Here is a 21,532-nt window from a genome sequence, read left to right as displayed (position 1 = left end):
AGGACCGGCCTGGCGAATGACAAGCGACTTATTTTGCCGAATTGAGCAGCAATTCGTTCAGGCGTTTCACGAACGTGGCCGGGTCGGCCAGCGAACCGCCTTCGGCCAGCAAGGCCTGGTCGAACAGGATATTGGCCCAGTCGCCGAACTTGCCGCCTTCGGCGTCTTCATATTTCAGGCGCGTCACCAGCGGGTGGTTCGGGTTGATTTCCAAAATCGGCTTCGATTCCGGCGCGCTCTGGCCGGCCGCTTTCAGCATGCGCAGCAGGTTGCCCGACAATTCGTTCTCGTCGGCCACCAGGCAGGCTGGCGAATCGGTCAGGCGGAATGTCACGCGCACGTCCTTGGCCTTATCTTCGAGCGCGGCCTTCATCTTGCCGACCAGGTCGGCGTACGAGGTTTCGGTTTCTTCGTGCTCTTTCTTTTCCGCTTCGTCTTCCAGCGCGCCCAGGTCCAGGCCGCCCTTGGCCACCGACACCAGCTCCTTGCCTTCGAAGTCCTGGATAAACGACAGCATCCATTCATCGACGCGATCGGTCAGCAGCAGCACTTCGACGCCTTTCTTGCGGAAGATTTCCAGGTGCGGGCTGTTTTTCGCGGCGGCGTAATTGTCGGCCGTGACGTAATAGATCTTGTCCTGGCCTTCCTTGAAGCGCGCCACGTAGTCGGCGAACGACGTGATCTGTTCATCGCTGTCGTTGGCGGTCGAGGCAAAGCGCAGCAGCTTGGCCAGGCGTTCCTTGTTGCCAGCATCTTCGCCGATGCCCTCTTTCAGCACCTGGCCGAATTCCTTCCAGAACGTGACGTACTTGTCTTTCTTTTCCTGCTCGTCGGCGTTCGCCAGTTCTTCCAGCATGCCCAGCACGCGCTTGGTCGAGCCTTCGCGGATGACTTTCACGTCGCGCGACTCCTGCAGGATTTCACGCGACACGTTCAGCGGCAGGTCCGACGAATCGATCACGCCCTTGACGAAACGCAGGTAGGTCGGCATCAGCTGCTCGGCGTCGTCCATGATGAAGACGCGCTTGACGTACAGCTTGATGCCGCCGCGCTTGTTGCGGTCCCACATGTCGAACGGCGCCTTGGCTGGAATGTACAGCAGCTGCGTGTATTCGCTGCGTCCTTCGACGCGGTTGTGCGTGTGCGTCAGCGGCGCCTGGAAGTCATGCGACACGTGCTTGTAGAATTCCTCGTACTGTTCCGGCGTGATCTCGGACTTGCTGCGGGCCCACAGGGCGCTGGCCTGGTTGACGGTTTCCGTGTCGTCCTTGACCACGGTTTCCTTCTTCTCGTCGTCCCATTCTTCTTTCTGCATCACGATCGGCAGCGAGATATGGTCGGAGTACTTGCGAATGATGGACTTGATCTTCCAGCTCGACAGCAGTTCGTCTTCGCCTTCGCGCAGGTGCAGGACGATGTCGGTGCCGCGACTGGTTTTTTCGATGGGCTCGATGCTGTAGTCGCCTTCGCCGGCCGACTCCCAGCGCACGCCTTCCGATGCATCCGCGCCGGCGCGGCGGGTGTCGACGGTGATCTTGTCGGCCACGATGAAGCCGGAATAGAAGCCCACGCCGAACTGGCCGATCAGGGCCGCGTCCTGCTGCTGGTCGCCCGACAGTTTGCCGAAGAATTCCTTGGTGCCCGACTTGGCGATGGTGCCCAGGTGCGAGATCGCCTCGTTTCGGGTCATGCCGATGCCGTTGTCGGAAATGGTGATGGTGCGCGCTTCCTTGTCGAAGCTGACCTTGATCTTCAGTTCATGATCGTTGCCGTACAGGGCGTCATTGTCGATCGCTTCGAAGCGCAGCTTGTCGGCCGCGTCGGAGGCGTTCGAGATCAGTTCGCGCAGGAAAATTTCCTTGTTCGAGTACAGAGAATGGATCATCAGATGCAGCATCTGCTTGACTTCGGTCTGGAAACCCAGTGTTTGCTTTTCGGAGACAGCCATGTTTACCTCATAGTCTTGTGAATGGGACGAGTGTCAGCTAGTTGGAGATGCTGGCGGCGATTTCAAGATGCCAACATGCAAATTTTCGGGCATCAAGCGCCCAGCATGCGATCGAAAAATTCCCACACCGGCTCTTCCTGCACTGTCGCCAGGTTCAGCCGCATATGGGTCGACGGCAGCTGACGCGGCGAAAACAGGCTGCCGGGGCCCAGCACCAGGCCTTCGGCCAGCGCCTGTTCGGCCAGCACATTGGTGTCGCGGCCCGTGTCGGCCCAGACAAACATGCCGGCCTGCGCCGGTTCGAAGCGCAGGCCGGCCCGCTCCATGCGGCGATACGTGCTGTCGCGCACCTTGTCGAGCCGCGCGCGTAGCCGTTCGGCATGCTTGCGGTACAGGCCCTGCGACAATATCTTGTAGACCACGCGCTCGCCGATATCGCTGGTGGTAAGCGTGGCCAGCATCTTGCGGTCGGCCAGGCGCTGCGCCCGCTCGGGCGAGGTGGCGATAAAGCCCACGCGCAGGTTGGCAGCCAGGCTTTTCGAAAAACCGCCCAGGTAGATCACGCGGCGCAACTGGTCCAGCGCGGCCAGCCGCGTGGCCGGCTGCACCGTGCTGGCCGAACCAGGATGCATGTCGCAATAGATATCGTCCTCGACCACCAGGAAATCGCGCAGCTCGGCCAGGCGCAGCACCTGGAACGCCTTGGCGGCGGACAGGGAAGTGGAACTGGGGTTGTGCAGCACCGAATTGATCACATACAGCTTGGGGCGGTGGACCGCCGCCAGTTGTTCCAGCACGGCGATATCGGGGCCGTCGGCGAGGCGCGGAATGCCGATCACCTGCACGCCCATGGCGGCAAAGGCGCCGAACATCAGCCAGTAGGCGGGATCGTCGACAAAGATGGTGTCGCCGGGACGGGCGAATTCGCGCGCCACCAGGTCCAGCGCCTGCATCACGCCCACCGTGGTGACGATCTGTTCGGGCGGGCAGGCGATTTCCAGGCCGGCCAGCTTGAGCTGCAGTTGCTGGCGCAGCGGCAGGAAGCCCTGCGGCAGGCCATAGCTGATCATGGCCGCGCCCGGCTGGCGGCTGACGTCGCGCAGCGCGCGCGCCACCAGTTCGCCGTCGAGCCATTCGGGCGGCAGCATGCCCGAGCCGGGCGCGGGATGAAACGGTGCCTGGCGGAACATATTGCGGATCAGCCAGACCACGTCCATCGGCTGCGGCGCACCGGGCGCCGGCGTACTGCCAGCGGGCAGCGGCGCATGCAGTGTCGCGCGCTCGCGTACATAAAAGCCGGCGCCGCGCCGCGATTCGAGGTAGTCGCGCGCCACCAGCTTGTCGTAGCTGGCGACGATGGTGGCGCAGGAGACGTCCAGGCTGGCCGCGCACTGGCGGATCGACGGCATGCGCGCGCCGCCGCGCAGCAGCTTGTCGTCGATCCGCGCGGCCAGCGAGCGCACGATCTGGTCGATCAGGGTTTCGCCCGAGCCGCGCGTCAACAAATGAGGAAAGCCGTCCGGTGTATTGCTCATGTGACCATCACAGTATCGAAAATTATGCGGGAAAGTGTATTTGTACTGTACTGCCAATGAAGTCTAGGATAGCACTGACTTACACTACTGGACAGGAAAAATCATGCCGCCCGCCACCGCCCTCGCCACACCCCTGCCCCGCCTGGGCGACGACCGCAAGGGCCTGCTGCTGGGCTTGATCGCCGTTGCGCTGTTCAGCCTGACCCTGCCGATGACCCGCCTGGCGGTGGCGGAACTGCCGGCCGTGTTTGTCGCACTGGGTCGTGCGCTGGTGGCCGCCTGCCTGGCGGCGCTGTGGCTGTGGCGTCAACAGGCAGCCCTGCCAAGGCGCGCGCAATGGCTGCCGCTGGCGCTGGTGGCGGCCGGCTGCGTGGTGGGCTTTCCCTGGCTGACCTCGGTCGCCATGCGCAGCCTGCCGGCCTCGCACGGCGCGGTGCTGGTCGGCATTTTGCCCCTGGCCACGGCGGTGTTTGCCGTGCTGCGCGGCAAGGAGCGTCCCTCGCCCGCATTCTGGCTGATGGCGCTGACCGGCACCGCGCTGGTGATGGCGTTCGCGCTGCGCCAGGGCGGCGGCAGTTTTCATCTGGCCGACTGGCTGATGTTCGCCGCCGTGCTGCTGGGCGCGCTGGGCTATGCGGAAGGCGGCCGCCTGGCGCAGGCCATGCCGGGCCAGCAGGTGATCTGCTGGGCGCTGGTGCTGGCCGCCCCGTTCGTGCTGCCGCTGGTGCTGTGGCAGGGCTGGCCGCAGCGGGCCATGCTGGCGCAGGCCGGCGCGCAAGCCTGGCTGGGCTTTGCGTATATCTCGGTGTTTTCCATGTTTATCGGCTTTTTCTTCTGGTACCGCGGCATGGCGCTGGGCGGCGTGGCGAGGGTCGGCCAGACGCAGCTGCTGCAGCCCTTCCTGACCTTGCTGGGCGCGGCCGTGCTGCTCGGCGAACCGCTGGCGAGCGACAGCCTGCTGTTTGCCGGCGCCGTGATCGCCGTGGTGGCGGCCGGGCGCAAGCTGAAATAAGACAGCCGCGGCACAGGCACCACGGCGGGAGTGGGCTTGCCCACAAGTCCGTCGTACAATACCGCAGCAGTTTGGGCGGTGCCTATCCGGTGGCGCCCGTAAAAGGCCGCCACAAGCGGACCATACAACCAGCCGGCGCAGCTCGGCATCTTCTGTGAGACACGCATGAAAATTGAAAACCCGAATCCGATCCAGTGGCGCTTTGCCGAACGCGCGGAACAGCTGCAAAGCTCGTTCATCCGCGAAATCCTGAAAATCACGCAACGCCCCGACATCATTTCCTTTGCCGGCGGCCTGCCTTCGCCCGCCACTTTCCCGGTCGACGAAATGAAGGTCGCCTTCGACAAGGTGCTGTCGAATAACGGCAAGGTGGCGCTGCAATACGGCCCGACCGACGGCTACCTGCCGCTGCGCCAGTGGATCGCCGATTCCCTGTCCACCAGCGGCAGCAGCATCGCGCCGGAACAGGTGCTGATGACATCCGGCTCGCAGCAGGCGCTGGACTTGCTGGGCAAGGTCCTGATCGACGAAGGCAGCCGCGTGCTGGTCGAAACCCCGAGTTATCTGGGTGCGCTGCAGGCGTTTTCCGTGTACCGCCCGCAATTCATGTCGGTCGACACCGATGACGAAGGCCTGGTGCCGTCGTCGGTCGATCCGGTCGCCGACGGCGCGCGCCTGCTGTATGCACTGCCGAACTTCCAGAATCCGACCGGGCGCAGCCTGTCCGTGGCGCGCCGCGTGGAGCTGGTGGAAACCTGTGCCCGCCACGGCCTGCCGCTGATCGAGGACGATCCGTACGGGGCGCTGAGCTACAGCGGCGAGCCGTATCCGAAAATGCTGAACATGCATCCGGACGGTGTGATCTACATGGGTTCGTTCTCCAAGGTGCTCACGCCCGGCATCCGCCTCGGTTACGTGGTGGCGCCGCCGCCACTGGTGCGCCGCCTGGAGCTGGCCAAGCAGGCGGCCGACCTGCACACCTCGCAGCTGACGCAGATGGTGGTGCATGAAGTGATCAAGGACGGCTTCCTGGCGCAGCATATTCCGAAGATCCGCACCCTGTACGGCGACCAGTGCCAGGCCATGCTGCATGCGCTGCAGGAACACTTCCCGGCCGGCGTGACCTGGACCCGGCCCGAAGGCGGCATGTTTATCTGGGTCACCCTGCCGAGCCATATCGACGCAATGAAGCTGCTGGACGAAGCGATCGAAAACAAGGTTGCCTTCGTGCCCGGCTCGCCGTTCTATGCGAACGCACCGCAAACCAACACCCTGCGCCTGTCGTTCGTGACGGTGCCACCCGAGCGTATCCGTGCAGGCATCGCCATCCTGGGCAAGCTGATCGCCGCCAAACTGTAAACCACTTGGCCATATTCCCGCCACACTGCCTGCGCGGCGGGAATACTATTATTGCAATGCTTTCCACAACATAAAGCTTAAATTTTTCACCAAACAAATTGCCGAAGCGGTATGATCTGTATCAAAGTGTAACTTTAAGATCAGGCTAGATTCTTGCGGCATTGCTGGCCTGTGCTCCCCATCAGATAGAGGCCGGCAGCAATGAGTCCAGGCAGCATGGCATATGCGCAACGGCGCGTAGCCGCGATATTGATCGTCGATGATGCGCCGGCCAACCTCGAGCTGCTGCGCAAGCTGATGAGCGAGCAAGGTTACCAGGTGTATGTCGCCCTGTCTGGCGAGCGAGCGCTCGCTATTGCCCAGCGCGCCCAGCCCGACCTGATCCTGCTCGACGTGATGATGCCCGACATGGATGGCTTCGAAACCTGCCAGCACCTCAAGCAAAATCCTCTCACGCAACGCATCCCCGTCATCTTCATGAGCGCCAGGACCGACACCGACGACGTGGTGGCCGGCTTCGACATCGGCGCCGTCGACTACATCGCCAAGCCGCTGCGCATGGCCGAAGTGTGCGCCCGCGTGCGCGCCCAGCTGCAAATCCGCAGCAACAGCGAAACCCAGGAAGAACAGGCCGAGCGCCTGCGCACCATCGTCAACCATATGGCCGAAGGCCTGCTGATCATCGAGGCGGACGGCCGCATCCAGTACACCAATCCGGCCTGCGACCACTACCTGGGCTACCGCGAAAACGAACTGCCTGGCCGCTCGATCGCCGAACTGCTCAGCCCCATGGTGACGCAGGAATACCTCGATTATTTCGCCATGCATGCGGCCAATCCGGACACCGCGCACAATCACGGCACGCGCGAAGTGGCGATCCGCCACCGCGCTGGCCATGCGCTGAGCATGGACCTGACCCTGACCCCGATGTATTTGCGCCAGCCGCTCTACATCGGCCTGCTGCACGACATCACCCACCACAAGCAATCCGAAGACGCGCTGCAGCGCGCCGCCTACCTGGACCCGCTGACGAAAATCGCCAACCGCCGCCATTTCGACAGCTTCCTGGAAAAAGAATGGCAGCGCAGCGTGCGCAACGGCGGCGTGCTGTCGCTGGTGGTACTCGACGTCGACCATTTCAAACTGTACAACGACAGCCTGGGCCACCCCGCTGGCGACACCTGTTTGCAGCAAGTGGCGCAGGCGATCGACGCCCACGCTTGCCGCCCGGGCGACCTGGCGGCCCGCTACGGCGGCGAGGAATTCGTGATGCTTTTTTCGGAAACCGAAGCCGACAGCGCGATGCTGCTCGCCGAAACCATCCGCGCCACCATCGAAGCGCTGCACCTGCCGCACCCCCGCTCAACGACTTCCGCCTGGATCACCGTCAGCATCGGCGTCGCCACCATCCGCCCCCATCAACTCGACAACCGCGAAGCCCTGTTCGTCGCCGCCGACCGCGCCTTGTATGTGGCAAAAGAAGCCGGCCGCAACCAGGTGCGGGCGACCAGTTCGGGGAGTACGGCGTGGGAGACGGTGAAGGCGTTGATACTGCGATAAGCAAGAAAGCAGACCACGGGCGATCAATCCGGCCCGAGACCTCAAAAGAGGCGCTCGGGCCAAGCGGGCCTGAAAAATGCCGAGGGCAAGGCGCAGCGACGAAGACAGTACGCATGTACGGCGAGGAAGCTGCAACGCGGCCATCGGCATTTTCTCAGGTCCGCGTCTCCGGCCCGCTGTTTAAAATTTACGGGACACGCTCAACTTGGCATTGCGTCCGACACCTGTCACTGCTTCACTCAAATACGGCATGTAATGACGATTGAAAACATTATCAACAGTAAGCCGCACCTCGGTCCCGCGCCAAAGACCTGCAGTACCATTCCACGACGCAAACAAAGTATGCAACGCATACCCCTTCGACGGCGGCAGGCGATAAACATTCCCCACCGGCAGCACGCGATCCTGCTTGGCCACAAACCGCCCCTGCCAGCCGACAGTCGCGCCCAAATCGGCAAACCGCCAGCCCAGCCCCGTCATCACCTTGTCCGGCGCAATCGTGGAAACCGGTTCATTCTTGCCCCACGGATCACGCTGCGCACCGCGGCGCGAGCCGAATTGCGACGACAAGGAAGCACTGGCGAACAGGCGTGGCGAGTTGTAATACGATTCGATCTCGACGCCCTCGGTGCGGAAGCCGGCCAGGTTACGATAGGACGACAAGCCCGGCGGCAAACCCACGCCGCTGCCTGAAACGTAGCCTTCGACCAGCACGCCCAGGCGCGGGCCGATATTGTCTTCGACCCGGTTACGGTACGCCGTCACGCGCAATTGCGCATCGTCGCGCTCCTGGAAAAGCCCCTGCCGGTGCAGCATCACGCCCAGCCGCGCGGCCGTCACGCGCTCGACCGCCAGGTCGCGGCTGGTGCCCGGCGTGCTGGAACCGAGGCGGGCCGACACATAATATTCATTCGAATACATCTCGTCGATGGTTGGCGCGCGCCAGGTGCGGCTCAAGTCGCCAAACAGCGCCAGCGCGCTGCTGGCCTTCCAGAACAGGCCCAAACGCGGCGACCAGTCTTCATGGGTTTTTTCGCTGAAGTCGTGGCCTGCCGCCGGCAGCGGGCTGTTATAGCGCGAAGCCACGTTCGGCACGCCTTCGGACACCACGCGGTCATGGCGCAGCGCCGCCGTCAGGGTCACGTCGCCATAGGTCATCGCGTCCTGCAAATACAGTCCGCGCGTCTCCTGGCGCCCGGACGGCATGTAATAGGGCTGGAAATAGCCATAGTTATAGCTGGGGTCTTTCAGCGCGGTCGACGACGGGTAATACATCAGGGTGTCGCGCACGTTCTTGTGCCATTGCAGGCCCGTCATCAGCACGTGCGATAGCGCGCCGGTGGTAAAAACGCTTTCATTGCGGATCTCGGCGATGCGGTCCACATACGAGGCCCAGCTTTCGTTGCCCAGCGAACCCAGGTAGGAGCCCAGCGAGGCCGACGGCAGGCGCTTGTCGTGCTGGTCGGTGTGCGAATAGCCGGCCGTGGCCGTCAGCTTGACCCAGCGATTGTTGGCCGGCGCGTACTGCCATTTGACGGAATAGGTATCGTCGTCCTGGTCGCGGTAGACGGCCTTGCGCTGCCACGCTTCTTCCAGGCCGTAGCGCTTGATTTCCGCTTCGGTCGGCGTCGGCACGTCTTCGCCCATGGCGGCGAACGGGCCCCAGCCGGTGCTGCCGCTCTTCATGGCGGTGACGGTCAGCAGCTGTTCGGGTGTCAAGCGCACATTGAGCTTGACCAGGTTCGACGGCGCATCGACGGCGGAAAAGCGGAATGGCTTGCCATCCGGCTTGCGCAGGTCGTCCGATTTGCGCCGGGTGGAAAACGCCATCACGTCAAAGCGGCCGTCTTCGGTGCGGCCATACGCGGCGACGGTGACATCGTCTTCCGCGTTGTTGCTGTGGCGCGAGTACTTGACGAAAGCGCCCAGCCTGGCGTCGCCGTCGAGCATGTCCTTCGCATCCTTGGTCTCGACCGTGATCACGCCGCCAAAGCCGCCATTGCCATACAAGCTGGTATGGGCGCCCTTGTTCACTTCGATCTGCTTGATCAGTTCCGGCTCGATGAAGATCGAACCCTGGCGGTATTTTTCAAATCCCTTGGGCACGCCGTCGAGGATGACTTTCACGTCCTGTACCTTGTTGAAGCCCCAGATATTGAGGCTTTGCCCGCTCGGGCGCGCCGTGCCGGCCAGGTCGACGCCGGGCAAGGTGTCGAGCAGCGAGGCCACGTTGTCGGCCTGCTGGCGTTCGATGTCTTCGCTGTTGATGTACGAGCGCCCGGCCGTGCTGGCGCTGATGGCGTCGCCGAACACGCTGATGGCGGGCATCCGGGTGTCGTTCGAGGTGTCGCCGGCATCGACCGCCCAGGCGTTGCCAACGGCGCCCAGCGCCAGGGCCAGTGCGGCCGCCATCGGGGTCAGGGCGCCTGCGCGCGACGTATGCTTGCTGCTCGATCTCATTGCTGTCCTTGCCTGGTTCTTCATGCTTGTGGAATGAAAAAGCGCTGGGCAGAGGGTGCGTCATGCACTGTTCAAGCGGCGGCGTTGAAGGGAGCGTTGCGGCGGCGTTCTGCCCGCGCGGGACAAGCCGCCGCGCATGGGCGGCGGCTTGTCGCATCACCGGGATAAGTTGCCTTGGTGAAATGCGATGCACATCATACAATGGATGCGAATGATTCGCAATATCATTTATAACTGGATCAAGCCGGGTAGCCGGTGATCTCGGCGATATCGCGATACAAAGGCTGCAGCCGTCCATACATCTTGCGGTACACGCGCCGGTACAGCTGGTCATAGATGCGCACATGGTCGGCATGCGGCTGGAACACGCGGCCCTGGCGCGTCATCGCGCGCACGGCGGCCGGGAAGCCGGCATGGTAGCCCAGGCCGACGGCGGCGCAAATCGCCGCGCCCAGGCCCGAACTTTCATACACATGGGCGCGCGCGGCCGGCATGCCGAAGATATCGGCCGTCAGCTGCATCGCCGCATCGCTTTGCGAGCCGCCGCCGGCCACGCGCAGCGCGGTGATAGTCACGCCGCTTTTTTTCTCGATGCGCTCCCGGCCCTCGCGCAGCGCATACGCCAGGCCTTCCAGGATGGCGCGGTACATGTGGGCGCGCGTATGCACGTCGCCAAAGCCGATCATGGCGCCCTTCGCTTCCGGTCCCGGCACCTTGATGCCAGGGCTCCAGTAGGGCTGCAGCATCAGGCCCATGGAACCGGGCGGCACGCTGTCGACCAGGCGGTCGAACAGCGCTTCGGCCGGCAAGCCCGAGCCGTTTTCGGCGGCGGCCTGCCGCTCGCGGTCGCCGAACTGCTCCTTGAACCAGTTGACCATCCAGTAGCCGCGAAAAATCTGCACCTCGGTGCTGTAGGCGCCCGGCATGGCGGCCGGATACGGCGGAATGAAGCGCGTCACTTCCAGATAACGATGATTGGTGGTGTTGATGGTGGCCGTGGTGCCGTAGCTGAGACAGGCCACGTGCGGTTCGACGCAGCCGGCGCCCAGCACTTCGCAGGCCTTGTCGGCGGCGGCCGCCAGCAAGGGCGTGCCTTCCAAAACGCCGGTGGCCAGCGCGGCCGCCGCAGTAATCTCCCCCATACGGCTGCCCGGCGCCACCAGTTCGGGCAGCATGGCCGGCTTGATGGCCAGCGCCTGCCACTTCCAGTCGTGGCGCCCGGCCCAGGCATGGCGCTTGTAGTCGAAGGGGATATACGCCACCTGCGAGCCGGTCGAATCGATGAATTTCCCGCACAGGCGGTGGTTCAAAAAGCCCGACAGCAGCAGGAATTTGTGGGTGCGCCGCCAGATGTCCGGTTGCTGCGCGGCGATCCAGTTGATCTCGGCCTCGCGGCGAAAATAGCCGATGGTGCCGTCCAGGCGCGCCAGGCGAAACGCCGCCCGCCACCAGGGCGCCAGCGGCGGTATCTGCCGCGTCTGGCGCTGGTCCAGCCAGGTGATGGCGGGCCGCAGCGGCACGCCCGCTTCATCGACATTGACCACCGTGCCGCGCTGGGTGGTCACCGCCACGCCTTTTACCTGCGCCCTGTCGATGGACGTGGAGCGCCACAACTGCCGGCACGCCTCGCACACGGCCTGCCAGTAGCCGTCGGCGTCATGCTCGGCCCAGCCGGGATGGGTCGAAAAATACGGCTCCAGGAACACCTGCGACTTGGCCGCCAGGTTGCCCTGCACATCGAACAGCAGCGCGCGCACGCTTTGCGTACCGTTGTCGATCGCCAGCAGATACGGACCCGCGCTCACCGCTCGCCCGACCGCGCCAGCGCGGCACGCAGGCAGGCCAGCAGCGCCTGGGGACTCGTCGCCGGCTGTGCGCTGAATATCGGCGCCTCCCAGTCCTGGCCGCGCACCGTCACCACGCGCAGGCGGCCCGCCTCGTTCCAGGCCGGATACCAGCCGACGTCGACGATATCGCCATTGTCGCAGGCTATCTGCAGCAAGTCTTCGCCCAGGTCCTCGACGATGGCGGCCACCGGCTGCGCCAGGTCCAGCGGCGACAAAGTGTCATAGGTAATGCGGGCGTCGCCCAGTTCCAGTATTTCGCCAAACAGCAAGGTATCGATATTGTTCTCCTTTTTTATGGTGCCGGCACGCTGTAATGCCCGCGCCACAGCGCCAGGTAGCGCGCCTGTTCTTCTTCCCAGCGTGCGTCGCTCCACCCCAGTTCCTGCTGGCAGATGGCGCGCACGCGCGGCAAGATCGCCAGCGCGCCACCGGCCAGTTGCAAACCGAGCCGCGTGCGTCGCAGCAGCAAGTCGTCCAGGTGTTCCACGCATTCCATGCGCGCGCCCCAGCGCAGTTGCGCCCACACGGTCTGCGTGCCCGGGATCATCGCCAGCTCGCCGTCCTGCGCCGCGTCGCACAGGGCCTGCGCCTGCGCGCCGTGGCGGCCCAGCAGGCGCAAACGCTGTTCGCTGTCCAGTTGCATGGCCGATCCCGTCAATGGCGCCACGGCCGTAAAGACCGGCAGCTTGCGCAAATCGGCGCGCCAGTGCGGCAGCAGCGGCGCGGCCATGCGCAAGGCCTGCAGCGCGATGGCGCGGAAGGTGGTCAGCTTGCCGCCGGCCACCGTCAGCAAACCCTGCTCCACCCACAGCGCATGTTCGCGCGCTTCCTGCGATGGGTCAAGCGCGCCGCTGGCCACCACCGGCCGCACGCCGGAAAAAGTGGCGATCACGTCGTTTTCCACCAGCTCGAGCGCGGGAAACTGCCAGCGCAGCGCGGCCAGCAGGTAATCGAATTCGGCGCGCGTGATGGCCACTTCGGCATCGAGGCCTGCGCCATGGTCGACATCGGTGGTGCCGACCAGGGTCACGCCCTCCCATGGATAGGCGAACACGGGCCGTCCGTCGTGCGGATGCATCAGGCTGACGGCCTGCGCCAGCGGCAAGCGCCAGGCCGGCAGCAGCAGATGGCTGCCGCGCAAAGGGCGCAGCCTGGGCACGCCGCCGACCTGGCCGCGCAAGCCATCGGCCCAGGCGCCGGTGGCGCTGATCACCAGCCGCGCCCGCACGCGGTGATCGTGATGGCCGACGGCGTCATGCAGCAGCGCGCCGTCGACGGTGTCTTGCGTGCGCAGCAAGGCGGCCACGCCGAGGTAATTGACGGCCACGCCACCATGCTGGCGCGCCTCCTGCAGCACGCGCAGCACCAGGCGCGCGTCGTCGGTCTTGGCGTCCTGGTAAAGCATGCCGCCTTGCAGGCCGGCGCGCGCCACATGCGGCGCCAGCATGGCAAATTCATCGGCCGACAGCAGGCGGCGCGTGCGCCGGCCCGCCATCCAGTCATAGATGGCCAGGCCCAGCATGAACTGGCGCCGGCCCGGTTTACGGCCCAGGTAGTCGCCAAAGGCAAAGCCCTGTGGCTCGACCAGCCCGGCCGCATCCCGCAGCAAGGCCTGCCGCTCGTGCACGGATTCGAAGGTCATGCCCAGCCGGCCCTGCTTCAGGTAGCGCAGGCCGCCATGCACCAGTTTCGAGGAACGGCTGGACGTGCCCCAGGCAAAATCCTTCTGCTCGACCAGCAGCGCCGCCAGCCCGCGCCGCGCCGCTTCGAGCAAGATGCCGGCGCCGGTAATCCCGCCGCCGATAATCAGGAGGTCCCACTCGCGCGCCAGCAACGCTGGAAGTCCCTCGCGGTTCATGGAGTTCCTTTCGCGTCCTGCAGCAGTTTGCCGGGATTCATGAGGCCCTGCGGGTCGAACCGGCGCAGCAGCGCGCCCATCGCCGCCAGTCCCAGCGCGCCCTTCTCGGCCAGCAGGTATGGTGCATGGTCGGTGCCCACGCCGTGCTGGTGGCTGATGGTGCCGCCATGCGCCACGATGGCGGCGCTGGCGGCGTCTTTCAAGGCGCGCCAGCGGGCCATGTTTTCCTCATGGGTGGCAGCCAGGCGATATACATAGGTGGTGTACACGCTGGCGCCCTGCGCATACAGGTGCGACAGATGCGTGTAGGCGTGCACGCGCTCGCCAAAACCTCCCAGCGCGGTGACCGCCGCCGCTTCCAGCGCCGCCATCATGGCCGGCACGCGCGGCCAGTCGACCGCCGTTTCCACCGTGTCGATCACATAGCCGTGCTCCCAGGCCGCATTGCGCAGGTAGACATTGCGAAAGCGCCCCTGCTTCCATTTGTCGCCCATGCGGCGCCCGACATGCACGCCCTGGTGCCGGCGCGCCAGCGCCAGGGCGGCGCGCATCGCCGCACGCACGGCCGCCACCTCGCCGCTGGCGCCAACCATCAGCATGCACTTGCCCTCGCCGCAGCCGCGCAGGGCCAGGTAGCGTTCCAGCCAAGCGACCTGGCGCGCATGGCCGGCCAGCGCCAGCATGGTCTGCGTTTCGGCCGCGTTCGACAGGCGCAGCAAACTCAAAGGCAGGCGCGCCTGCGCCAATGCGCGCACGGCTGCCAGCGCCTGCGCCAGGCCGGCAAAGAACACGGCGTGAAAGGCTTCGCGGGCCGGCAGCGGACAGACACGCACGGTCGCTTGCGTGATAATGCCGATGCGCCCTTCCGAGCCCAGTACCATTTCGCGCAGGTCGATGCCGGCCGCCGAGGCGGGAAAGGTCGGCAAGGCCAGCGTGCCGGCCGGCGTTTCGACCACGCCGCCGGCAAACAGCTGCTCGATGCGGCCATAGCACAGCGATTGCTGGCCGGACGAGCGCGTGGCGATCCAGCCACCCAGCGTGGAATATTCGAACGATTGCGGAAAGTGGCCCAGGGTATAGCCGTGTGCGCGCAGCTGCGCTTCCAGGTCGGGACCAAGGATGCCCGCGCCAAAGGTGGCCAGCTGCGCCTCGCGGTCCAGGCCCTGCAGCGCGCACAGGCGCCGCAGGCTGAGCGACAGCACGGGACGGTGACCGTCAGGCACGGTCAAATGGCCGGCCACGCTGGTGCCGCCGCCGTGGGCAATGATGACGATGCCGTGCGCGCGCGCATGCGCCAGCAGTGCGCGCACCTGTTCGCCGCTGTCGGGAAAGGCCACGCCATCGGGCACCGCGCCGATGCGGCCATGGCGCAGCTTGAACCAGTCGGGCAGGCTTTGCCCCAGCGCATGGCGCACGCGCAGCGCCGGCGCGGTGTCGATCAGCGGATGGCCTGCCAGGCGCGAGGCGGGCACCAGCGCACAGACGGCCTCGAAGCTGGCGTCGGTGATCGCCTGGCCCGGCCCCAGCCTTTCGTGCAAAAAACCCAGCGCCTCGGCACTCAAGGCATGGACGACACCGTCATCGCCCCATCCATTCCAGCGTCGCATCGCCTGCCTCCCAAGATATACTGTCTGACGGCCAGCATAGGCCGCCACCATCACGGGGTATTGGTTTTTCATGACAATCGCATTGTTCCATCATGCCAGGCACTGACACCGTCGTCGCCGCCTATGTGCAGCCGCTGCTGGAAGCGGCCGGCGCGCACGGCATCGACGGCGCCGCGCTGGCCAGCGCCGCCGGGCTGCCGGAAAACGGCCTGTCGCCGCTGCCGGCCACCCTGCCCGCCGCCACCTATGTGCGCCTGCTCGACGCGGGTGCCATGCTGGCCGGCGACGCGCATTTCGGCCTGCACGTGGGCGAGCGCGTGCGCATGGGCACCTACAGCGCCTACGGCCTGGTGCTGCTCAGTTGCGCCAGCGTCGGCCAGGCGCTGGAACAGACGGCGCGCTATGAAGTGCTGGCGCACGACCTGGGCCGCTCGTCGCTGCGGCGCGACGGCGACCGCTTTCAATACCGCTGGATCAGCCACTATCCGCATGCCAGCCGGCACCTGGTCGACAGCGTGTTTGCCGGCATACGCGTGTGTGGCGACTGGCTGGCCGGCATGCCACTGCCGCCAGGCGAGCTGGCGTTTGCCCATGACGGCGGCGGCGAGGCCCTGCTGCGCCATGCCGGCCACCGCGACGAATATGTGCGCGTGCTGGGCAGCCTGCCGCGTTTCAACGCGGACGCCAACACCGCCACCATGGACGCGCGGGTACTCGACTGGCCGGTGCCGAACGCCGACACCAGCCTGTATCCGCTGCTGCGCCAGCACGCGGAACAATTGCTGGCGCAGCGCTGTGGGTTGACGGGCGCCAGCGTCGGGATCGAAGCGCAGGTACAACAAGCCATCGCGGCCGGCCTGCGCCAGGGCGCGGTGCGCCTGGCCGGCGTGGCCGGCGAGCTGGCCATGACACCGCGCACCCTGCAAAGAAAACTCGGCGACGCCGGCACCGGTTTCCAGGCCCAGCTGGACCAGGTGCGCTACCGCCAGGCCTGCGATTATTTGCTCCAGCCCGAGCTGTCGCTGGTCGATATCGCCTTTTTGTTGGGCTACCAGGAGCAAAGCGCCTTCAACCACGCGTTTCGCGCCTGGGCCGGCACCAATCCGGGCGCCTGGCGCTTGCAGGCGCGGCTTGATGCGCGTGAATGATCTGCGATCCTGTTTCTGGCTATACTGGCAGCGGCAAGTTAATTTGTATCCTCCCACCTGCACCGCAAAGGATGAATAATGCAACTCAAGGACAAAGTCGCACTGATTACCGGCGCCGCCAGCGGCATCGGCAAGGAAATGGCCATCGAATACGCGAAACAGGGCGCGAAGGTCGTGATCGCCGACCTGGCGCTCGATGCCGCCAGCAAGACGGCCGATGAAATCACGCAGGCCGGCGGCGAGGCGTTCGCCGTCGCCATGGACGTGTCGAGCGAAGAACAGGTCGACAAGGGCGTGGCCGACGCCGTGGCCCATTTCGGCGGCATCGACATCCTGATCAGCAACGCCGGCATCCAGATCATCAGCCCGGTGGTCGACTATCCGTTTGACCAGTGGAAGAAAATGCTGGCGATCCATATGGACGGCGCTTTCCTGACCACCCGCGCCTGCATGCGCGCCATGATCCAGGGTGGCCGCGGCGGTGCCATCATCTACATGGGTTCGGTGCATTCACACGAAGGCTCGCCCTTCAAGAGCGCCTACGTGGCGGCCAAGCACGGCCTGGTCGGCCTGGCCAAGGTGGTGGCCAAGGAAGGCGCGAAAGACGGCATCCGCGCCAACGTCATCTGCCCCGGCTTCGTGCGCACCCCGCTGGTCGACAAGCAGATCCCGGAACAGGCTGCCCAGCTGAACATCAGCGAGGAAGACGTGATCAAGAAAGTGATGCTGAAAGACACCATCGACGGCGAGTTCACCACCACCCAGGACGTGGCGCAAACGGCAGTATTCCTGGCGGCGTTTCCGTCGAATGCGCTGAGCGGGCAGTCGATCGTGGTCAGCCACGGCTGGCATATGCAGTAACAGCTGAAACCCACCAGCAAGTGCCGGGGTCAGTCGCTTCGCGATCGGAATACATCCCACTGGGACGTATTCCCCCGACGAGTCTGACCCCGGATTTTCTCCCGCATCCACGTAAAAGATAGCAACTTTCCAAAGCAAAAAAGAGACAAAAGCCGTTAGTTAACAACAGTTAACTTTTGCCGTACGGCAACATCGCGTTACAATTCGGGCCATTTGTCCGATCTGGCAACATTGCTTGCCATCTACGCTTTCCTCTTCTTTCCCCGAAAACGCTATGACTATACGCAATCTCCGCATAGGCGCCCGCCTCAGCCTGGGTTTTGGCCTGGTGCTGGCCCTGATGGCCCTGATGATACTGATCGGCGTGGTGCGCCTGCAGGATATCGGCAACGCCACCCACACCATGGTCGAGCGCGACCTGGTACGCGAACGCATCGCTTCCGAATGGATCGGCATTATCGAAAGCAATGGCGCACGCAGCGCCGCCGTGGTGAAAAGCAATGACCCGGCCGTGCAGGATTATTTCAAGAAGCAGATGGCCTCGTACTCGCAGCGCGCCTCGGCGATCCAGAAGCAGCTGGAAGACAGCGTGACGGGTCCGGAAGACCGCAAGGTGCTCGATGCCATGCTGGCCCAGCGCAAAGTGTTCAACGATATCCGCAACGACGTCTTCAAGATGAAGGAAGCGGGCAATGACGAGATGGCCAACGCGGCGTACGACAGCAAGATGGCGCCCGCCACGCAAGCGTATTCGGACAGCATCCGCGCCCTGGTGAAATTCGAACAGGGCGTGATCGACGGCGCCGCCGCCAGCATCGACGGCAGTTTCCGCTCGGGCCGCAGCCTGCTGCTGGCCCTGGGCGCGGCCGCGCTGCTGATGGGCGTGATCGCCGCCTGGCTGATGGCGCGCAGCGTCACCGTGCCGCTGGATCACGCGGTGGAAGCGGCCAGGGCCGTCGCCAGCGGCGACCTGAGCCGCACCATCGCCATCGACAGCAGCGACGAGATCGGCCAGCTGCAGCAGGCGCTCAAGGAAATGAACCAGAGCCTGCGCAATACCGTGCGCGAAGTGCGCACCGGCGCCGACACCATTGCCACCGCCTCGGCCGAAATCGCCAGCGGCAACCTGGATCTGTCGTCGCGCACCGAAGAGCAGGCCAGCTCGCTGGAAGAAACCGCGTCGGCCGTCGAACAGCTGTCGTCCACCGTGCACCAGACGGCCGACAACGCACGCCAGGCCAGCACCCTGGCGCAGTCGGCGTCAAACGTGGCGCAGGACGGCGGCGCCGTGGTGCGGCAGGTGATTGCCACCATGGGCGAGATCCATGTGGCCTCGAACCGCATCGTCGACATCATCGGCGTGATCGACGGCATCGCCTTCCAGACCAATATCCTGGCGCTGAACGCGGCCGTGGAAGCGGCGCGTGCCGGTGAACAGGGACGCGGTTTTGCGGTGGTGGCCACCGAAGTGCGCAGCCTGGCGCAGCGCTCGGCCGCGGCGGCGAAAGAAATCAAGACCCTGATCGGCGACTCGGTCGGCAAGGTCGACGAAGGCACGCAGCTGGTGGAACAGGCCGGCAAGACCATGGGGCAGGTGGTGGAAGGCGTGCAGCGCGTGACCGATATCGTGGCCGAAATCAGCTCGGCGGCGCAGGAACAAAGCACCGGCATCGCCGAAGTCAACCATGCGATCACGCAGATGGACCAGGTGACGCAGCAGAACGCGGCGCTGGTCGAGGAAGCGGCGGCCGCCGCCAACGCGCTGCAGGACCAGTCGGCGCGGCTGGCCGAACTGGTCAGCACCTTCAAGCTCGACGAGACCACCCAGCGCAATGTGCGGCATGCGGTGGCGCGAGCGAAGGTGGCGGTCAAGCCGGCCGCTGCCAGCTTGTCCAGGCCGGCCAGGCAGGATAGTGAATGGGAAACCTTCTGAGGCACACTGCAATGGTGCCGCCGCTTACCCCGCCATGTGCCGTATGCGCGCTGCGGGCGCAATGGCCCCCCTTGTCACCACCGCGGGCCTTGCTGGTGCCTGCCCTGCCCTTCCCGGCCCCGTCCTGGCGGCTGCTGCAGCGCCGGCGCGCCGCTCGAGCCGGAACAGCGCCATCGCCTGTTCCAGTTGCAGCGCCTGGTCCTGCAGCGAGCTCGATGCGGCCGCCGATTCCTCCACCAGCGCCGCGTTCTGCTGCGTCACTTCATCCATTTGCGTCACGGCCTGGTTGACCTGGCCGATGCCATGGCTTTGCTCGCGCGAGGCCGAGGCGATTTCGCCCATGATGCCATGCACGCCCTGCACCGCGACCAGCATTTCCTGGCTGCTGGCGCCGGCCTGCGCGGCCAGCCGCGTGCCCTCCTGTACCTGCTGCAAGGACGCCGTGATCAGCTGCTTGATCTCGGTGGCGGCCGCCGCCGAACGCTGCGCCAGGCTGCGGACTTCCCCGGCCACCACCGCGAAGCCGCGTCCCTGGTCGCCGGCGCGCGCCGCTTCCACCGCCGCGTTCAGGGCCAGGATATTGGTTTGAAACGCAATGCCTTCGATGATGCCGGTGATGTCGCCGATTTTTTTCGACGAGGCGTTGATCTCGTCCATCATGGTGACCACCTGGCCGACGATTTCGCCGCCGCGCCCGGCCAGGCCATGCACCTTGCCCGCCATGGTGCTGGCCTGTTCGGCGTTGCCGCTGTTTTGCTGCACCGTGGCCGCCAGCTGCTCCATGCTCGACGCCGTCTGCTCAAGGGCCGAGGCCTGCGCCTCGGTGCGGCCCGACAAGTCCATATTGCCGGCTGCAATCTCCTGGCTGGCCATGCTGATGCGCAGAAAGTTGCCGCGCACATCGCCGACGATGGAGTGCAGGTTCACGCGCAGCTGGCGCAAGGAGCGCAGCAGCTGCCCCATTTCGTCGCGCCGCGTGGTGTCGATTTCGCCCGTCAGGTCGCCGCCGGCCATCACGTCGCAGGCCTGGCGTGCCTGCTGCAGCGGCACGATCACGGTGCGGTGCAACACGTTCCAGAAATACAGCGTCGCCAGCAGCGCCACCACCGACACGGCAGTCAGCCACGGTCCGGCCGAGTCGGGAAACACCTCGGCATGCCAGGCCAGTTGCAGCAGCAAGGCCAGGCTGAGCAGCCCCAGGTTCCAGGCTATGCGCTTGCCGAGCGCCATATCGCGCAAGCCCACGATTTTCGCCAGCCAGCCCGTGCGCACGGCCGCACCCTGGCTGATCGCCATGCCGCCGGCCTGGCCCGCCTTGATGCGGGCATACAGGGCCGCCGCCTGCGCCACCTGCTGGCGCGTGGGCTTGGTGCGCACCGACATGTAGCCGATCGCCACGCCGTCCTCGACCACTGGCGTGACATTGGCCAGCACCCAGTAAAAGTCGCCGTTCTTGCAGCGGTTTTTCACCATGCCGCTCCACGAGCGGCCAGAACGGATGGTGGCCCAGAAGTCGGCAAACGCCTCGACCGGCATGTCGGGATGGCGCAGGATATTTTGCGGCGCCCCCATCAATTCCTCGGCCGTGTAGCCGCTGATGGCGATGAAGTAGGGATTGGCGTAGGTAATATTGCCTTGCAAGTCAGTAGTCGAGACGATGGTCTCGGTGTCGCTCAGGTTGATCTCGGTATCGCTGACGGGAAGATTGAGTCGCATGGTCACATCCTCGGGGTAGCCCGTACGGTGACGGGAAAGCAAGCAGCGGAGTGATGTCAGGCAATACTGCCTACCTGGCATCCCTATTTTAGTATTTTATTACCAATAAAATAGAATATTTTACGGAGCAAGGCTGCCGCAGCGTTACGCCTGCACTGCCTGACATTGATCCGCATAATCTTGTTGATATAGTACGCCAAATTAAACGAATTAAACAAATATATTATTTTTTTGCTTAAATGCCAATATTTATCCAACAATTTTCTTACATATGTTAAATTTTAGTTTCTTTTATATTATTATTAAATAATTAATCGCAACCATTCTTGCCTGGCACAGGATGCTGGTGTGCTGACAGGCACGCACGGCCAGCTGGATATGTCGGAGAAGATGGAGGTACAGGCCCGGACGGGCGCTGTGATGGGAAGGTAGTGCCTGCGACTGTCGGGCGGGCACGGCTTATGGTGGCGCCGTGCCCGGCATGAATGGATGGACCGTGCCGTCAGCGCGGCACGTAACGCCAGCCAGTGCTTTCCAGCATGAACGTGAATTCCGTCTTGATGTCGTCGCGGCCTGGCACGCTCAACACCGTATCGCACGCGAGGTAGCCCGCAGGGCGATTGCATGAAGCATCAGATCGGCAAGCCCAAGACCTTGGCAAGGTAGTCAGCACTCCAGCCGGCTTTTA

The 21,532-nt window shown here is 64.6% G+C and carries 14 protein-coding genes; 6 read left to right on the top strand and 8 right to left on the bottom strand.

What is annotated here, in order from left to right; genetic code table 11:
* Nucleotides 1-28: 28 nt before the first annotated feature.
* Together htpG and ACP7B7_RS06255 are read right to left on the bottom strand one after the other, a co-directional pair.
* Nucleotides 29-1,948: a molecular chaperone HtpG gene (gene htpG, locus ACP7B7_RS06260; RefSeq protein ID WP_426076071.1), complete on the bottom strand. Its 1,920-nt coding sequence runs from the start codon at nucleotides 1,946-1,948 to the stop codon at nucleotides 29-31.
* A gap of 92 nt (nucleotides 1,949-2,040) precedes the next feature.
* On the bottom strand, nucleotides 2,041-3,483 hold the full coding sequence (locus ACP7B7_RS06255; RefSeq protein ID WP_308922152.1) for a PLP-dependent aminotransferase family protein: 1,443 nt from the start codon (nucleotides 3,481-3,483) through the stop codon (nucleotides 2,041-2,043).
* Nucleotides 3,484-3,586: 103 nt separating this feature from the next.
* On the opposite strand from ACP7B7_RS06255, the gene ACP7B7_RS06250 reads away from it, so the two are divergent.
* The 3 genes from ACP7B7_RS06250 (at nucleotide 3,587) to ACP7B7_RS06240 (ending at nucleotide 7,414) form a co-directional block, all read left to right on the top strand.
* Nucleotides 3,587-4,495: a DMT family transporter gene (locus ACP7B7_RS06250; RefSeq protein ID WP_308922153.1), complete on the top strand. Its 909-nt coding sequence runs from the start codon at nucleotides 3,587-3,589 to the stop codon at nucleotides 4,493-4,495.
* Between the two features lie 165 nt (nucleotides 4,496-4,660).
* On the top strand, nucleotides 4,661-5,854 hold the full coding sequence (locus tag ACP7B7_RS06245) for a PLP-dependent aminotransferase family protein (RefSeq protein ID WP_426076070.1): 1,194 nt from the start codon (nucleotides 4,661-4,663) through the stop codon (nucleotides 5,852-5,854).
* Nucleotides 5,855-6,070: 216 nt separating this feature from the next.
* A complete protein-coding gene (locus ACP7B7_RS06240; RefSeq protein ID WP_426076069.1) occupies nucleotides 6,071-7,414 on the top strand; it encodes a diguanylate cyclase domain-containing protein in 1,344 nt (447 codons plus the stop codon).
* Between the two features lie 180 nt (nucleotides 7,415-7,594).
* Here ACP7B7_RS06240 and ACP7B7_RS06235 read toward each other — a convergent pair whose 3' ends face one another.
* From ACP7B7_RS06235 to ACP7B7_RS06215, 5 genes are all read right to left on the bottom strand, one after another.
* A complete protein-coding gene (locus ACP7B7_RS06235; protein WP_426076068.1) occupies nucleotides 7,595-9,874 on the bottom strand; it encodes a TonB-dependent hemoglobin/transferrin/lactoferrin family receptor in 2,280 nt (759 codons plus the stop codon).
* A gap of 239 nt (nucleotides 9,875-10,113) precedes the next feature.
* Entirely contained in the window at nucleotides 10,114-11,679 is a 1,566-nt protein-coding gene (locus ACP7B7_RS06230) for an FGGY-family carbohydrate kinase (protein ID WP_426076067.1), read from the bottom strand.
* Nucleotides 11,676-11,990: a hypothetical protein gene (locus ACP7B7_RS06225; protein WP_426076066.1), complete on the bottom strand. Its 315-nt coding sequence runs from the start codon at nucleotides 11,988-11,990 to the stop codon at nucleotides 11,676-11,678. Before ACP7B7_RS06225 ends, ACP7B7_RS06230 begins: the two co-directional genes overlap by 4 nt.
* A 23-nt stretch (nucleotides 11,991-12,013) precedes the next feature.
* On the bottom strand, nucleotides 12,014-13,579 hold the full coding sequence (locus ACP7B7_RS06220; RefSeq protein WP_426076065.1) for a glycerol-3-phosphate dehydrogenase/oxidase: 1,566 nt from the start codon (nucleotides 13,577-13,579) through the stop codon (nucleotides 12,014-12,016).
* The gene (locus tag ACP7B7_RS06215; protein ID WP_426076064.1) at nucleotides 13,576-15,186 is read right to left on the bottom strand and encodes an FAD-binding oxidoreductase; all 1,611 of its coding nucleotides are present in this window, start codon (nucleotides 15,184-15,186) and stop codon (nucleotides 13,576-13,578) included. Before ACP7B7_RS06215 ends, ACP7B7_RS06220 begins: the two co-directional genes overlap by 4 nt.
* 92 nt (nucleotides 15,187-15,278) lie before the next feature.
* Between ACP7B7_RS06215 and ACP7B7_RS06210 the strand changes: the two genes are divergently transcribed.
* From ACP7B7_RS06210 to ACP7B7_RS06200, 3 genes are all read left to right on the top strand, one after another.
* Nucleotides 15,279-16,334, top strand: a complete 1,056-nt coding sequence (locus ACP7B7_RS06210; RefSeq protein ID WP_426076063.1) for an AraC family transcriptional regulator ligand-binding domain-containing protein — start codon at nucleotides 15,279-15,281, stop codon at nucleotides 16,332-16,334.
* Between the two features lie 78 nt (nucleotides 16,335-16,412).
* Nucleotides 16,413-17,195, top strand: coding sequence for a 3-hydroxybutyrate dehydrogenase (locus ACP7B7_RS06205; RefSeq protein ID WP_426076062.1), 783 nt, complete (start codon nucleotides 16,413-16,415; stop codon nucleotides 17,193-17,195).
* Between the two features lie 274 nt (nucleotides 17,196-17,469).
* Nucleotides 17,470-19,128, top strand: coding sequence for a methyl-accepting chemotaxis protein (locus ACP7B7_RS06200; RefSeq protein WP_426076061.1), 1,659 nt, complete (start codon nucleotides 17,470-17,472; stop codon nucleotides 19,126-19,128).
* Between the two features lie 24 nt (nucleotides 19,129-19,152).
* Here the strand turns inward: ACP7B7_RS06200 and ACP7B7_RS06195 are convergent, their stop codons facing one another.
* Entirely contained in the window at nucleotides 19,153-20,844 is a 1,692-nt protein-coding gene (locus tag ACP7B7_RS06195) for a methyl-accepting chemotaxis protein (RefSeq protein ID WP_426076060.1), read from the bottom strand.
* Between the last annotated feature and the right edge of the window lie 688 nt (nucleotides 20,845-21,532).

This window comes from Janthinobacterium sp. PSPC3-1 (assembly GCF_049896105.1).
In the GTDB taxonomy this organism is placed as follows: Bacteria; Pseudomonadota; Gammaproteobacteria; order Burkholderiales; family Burkholderiaceae_D; genus Janthinobacterium.
This window is presented reverse-complemented; position numbering and strand designations above follow the sequence as displayed.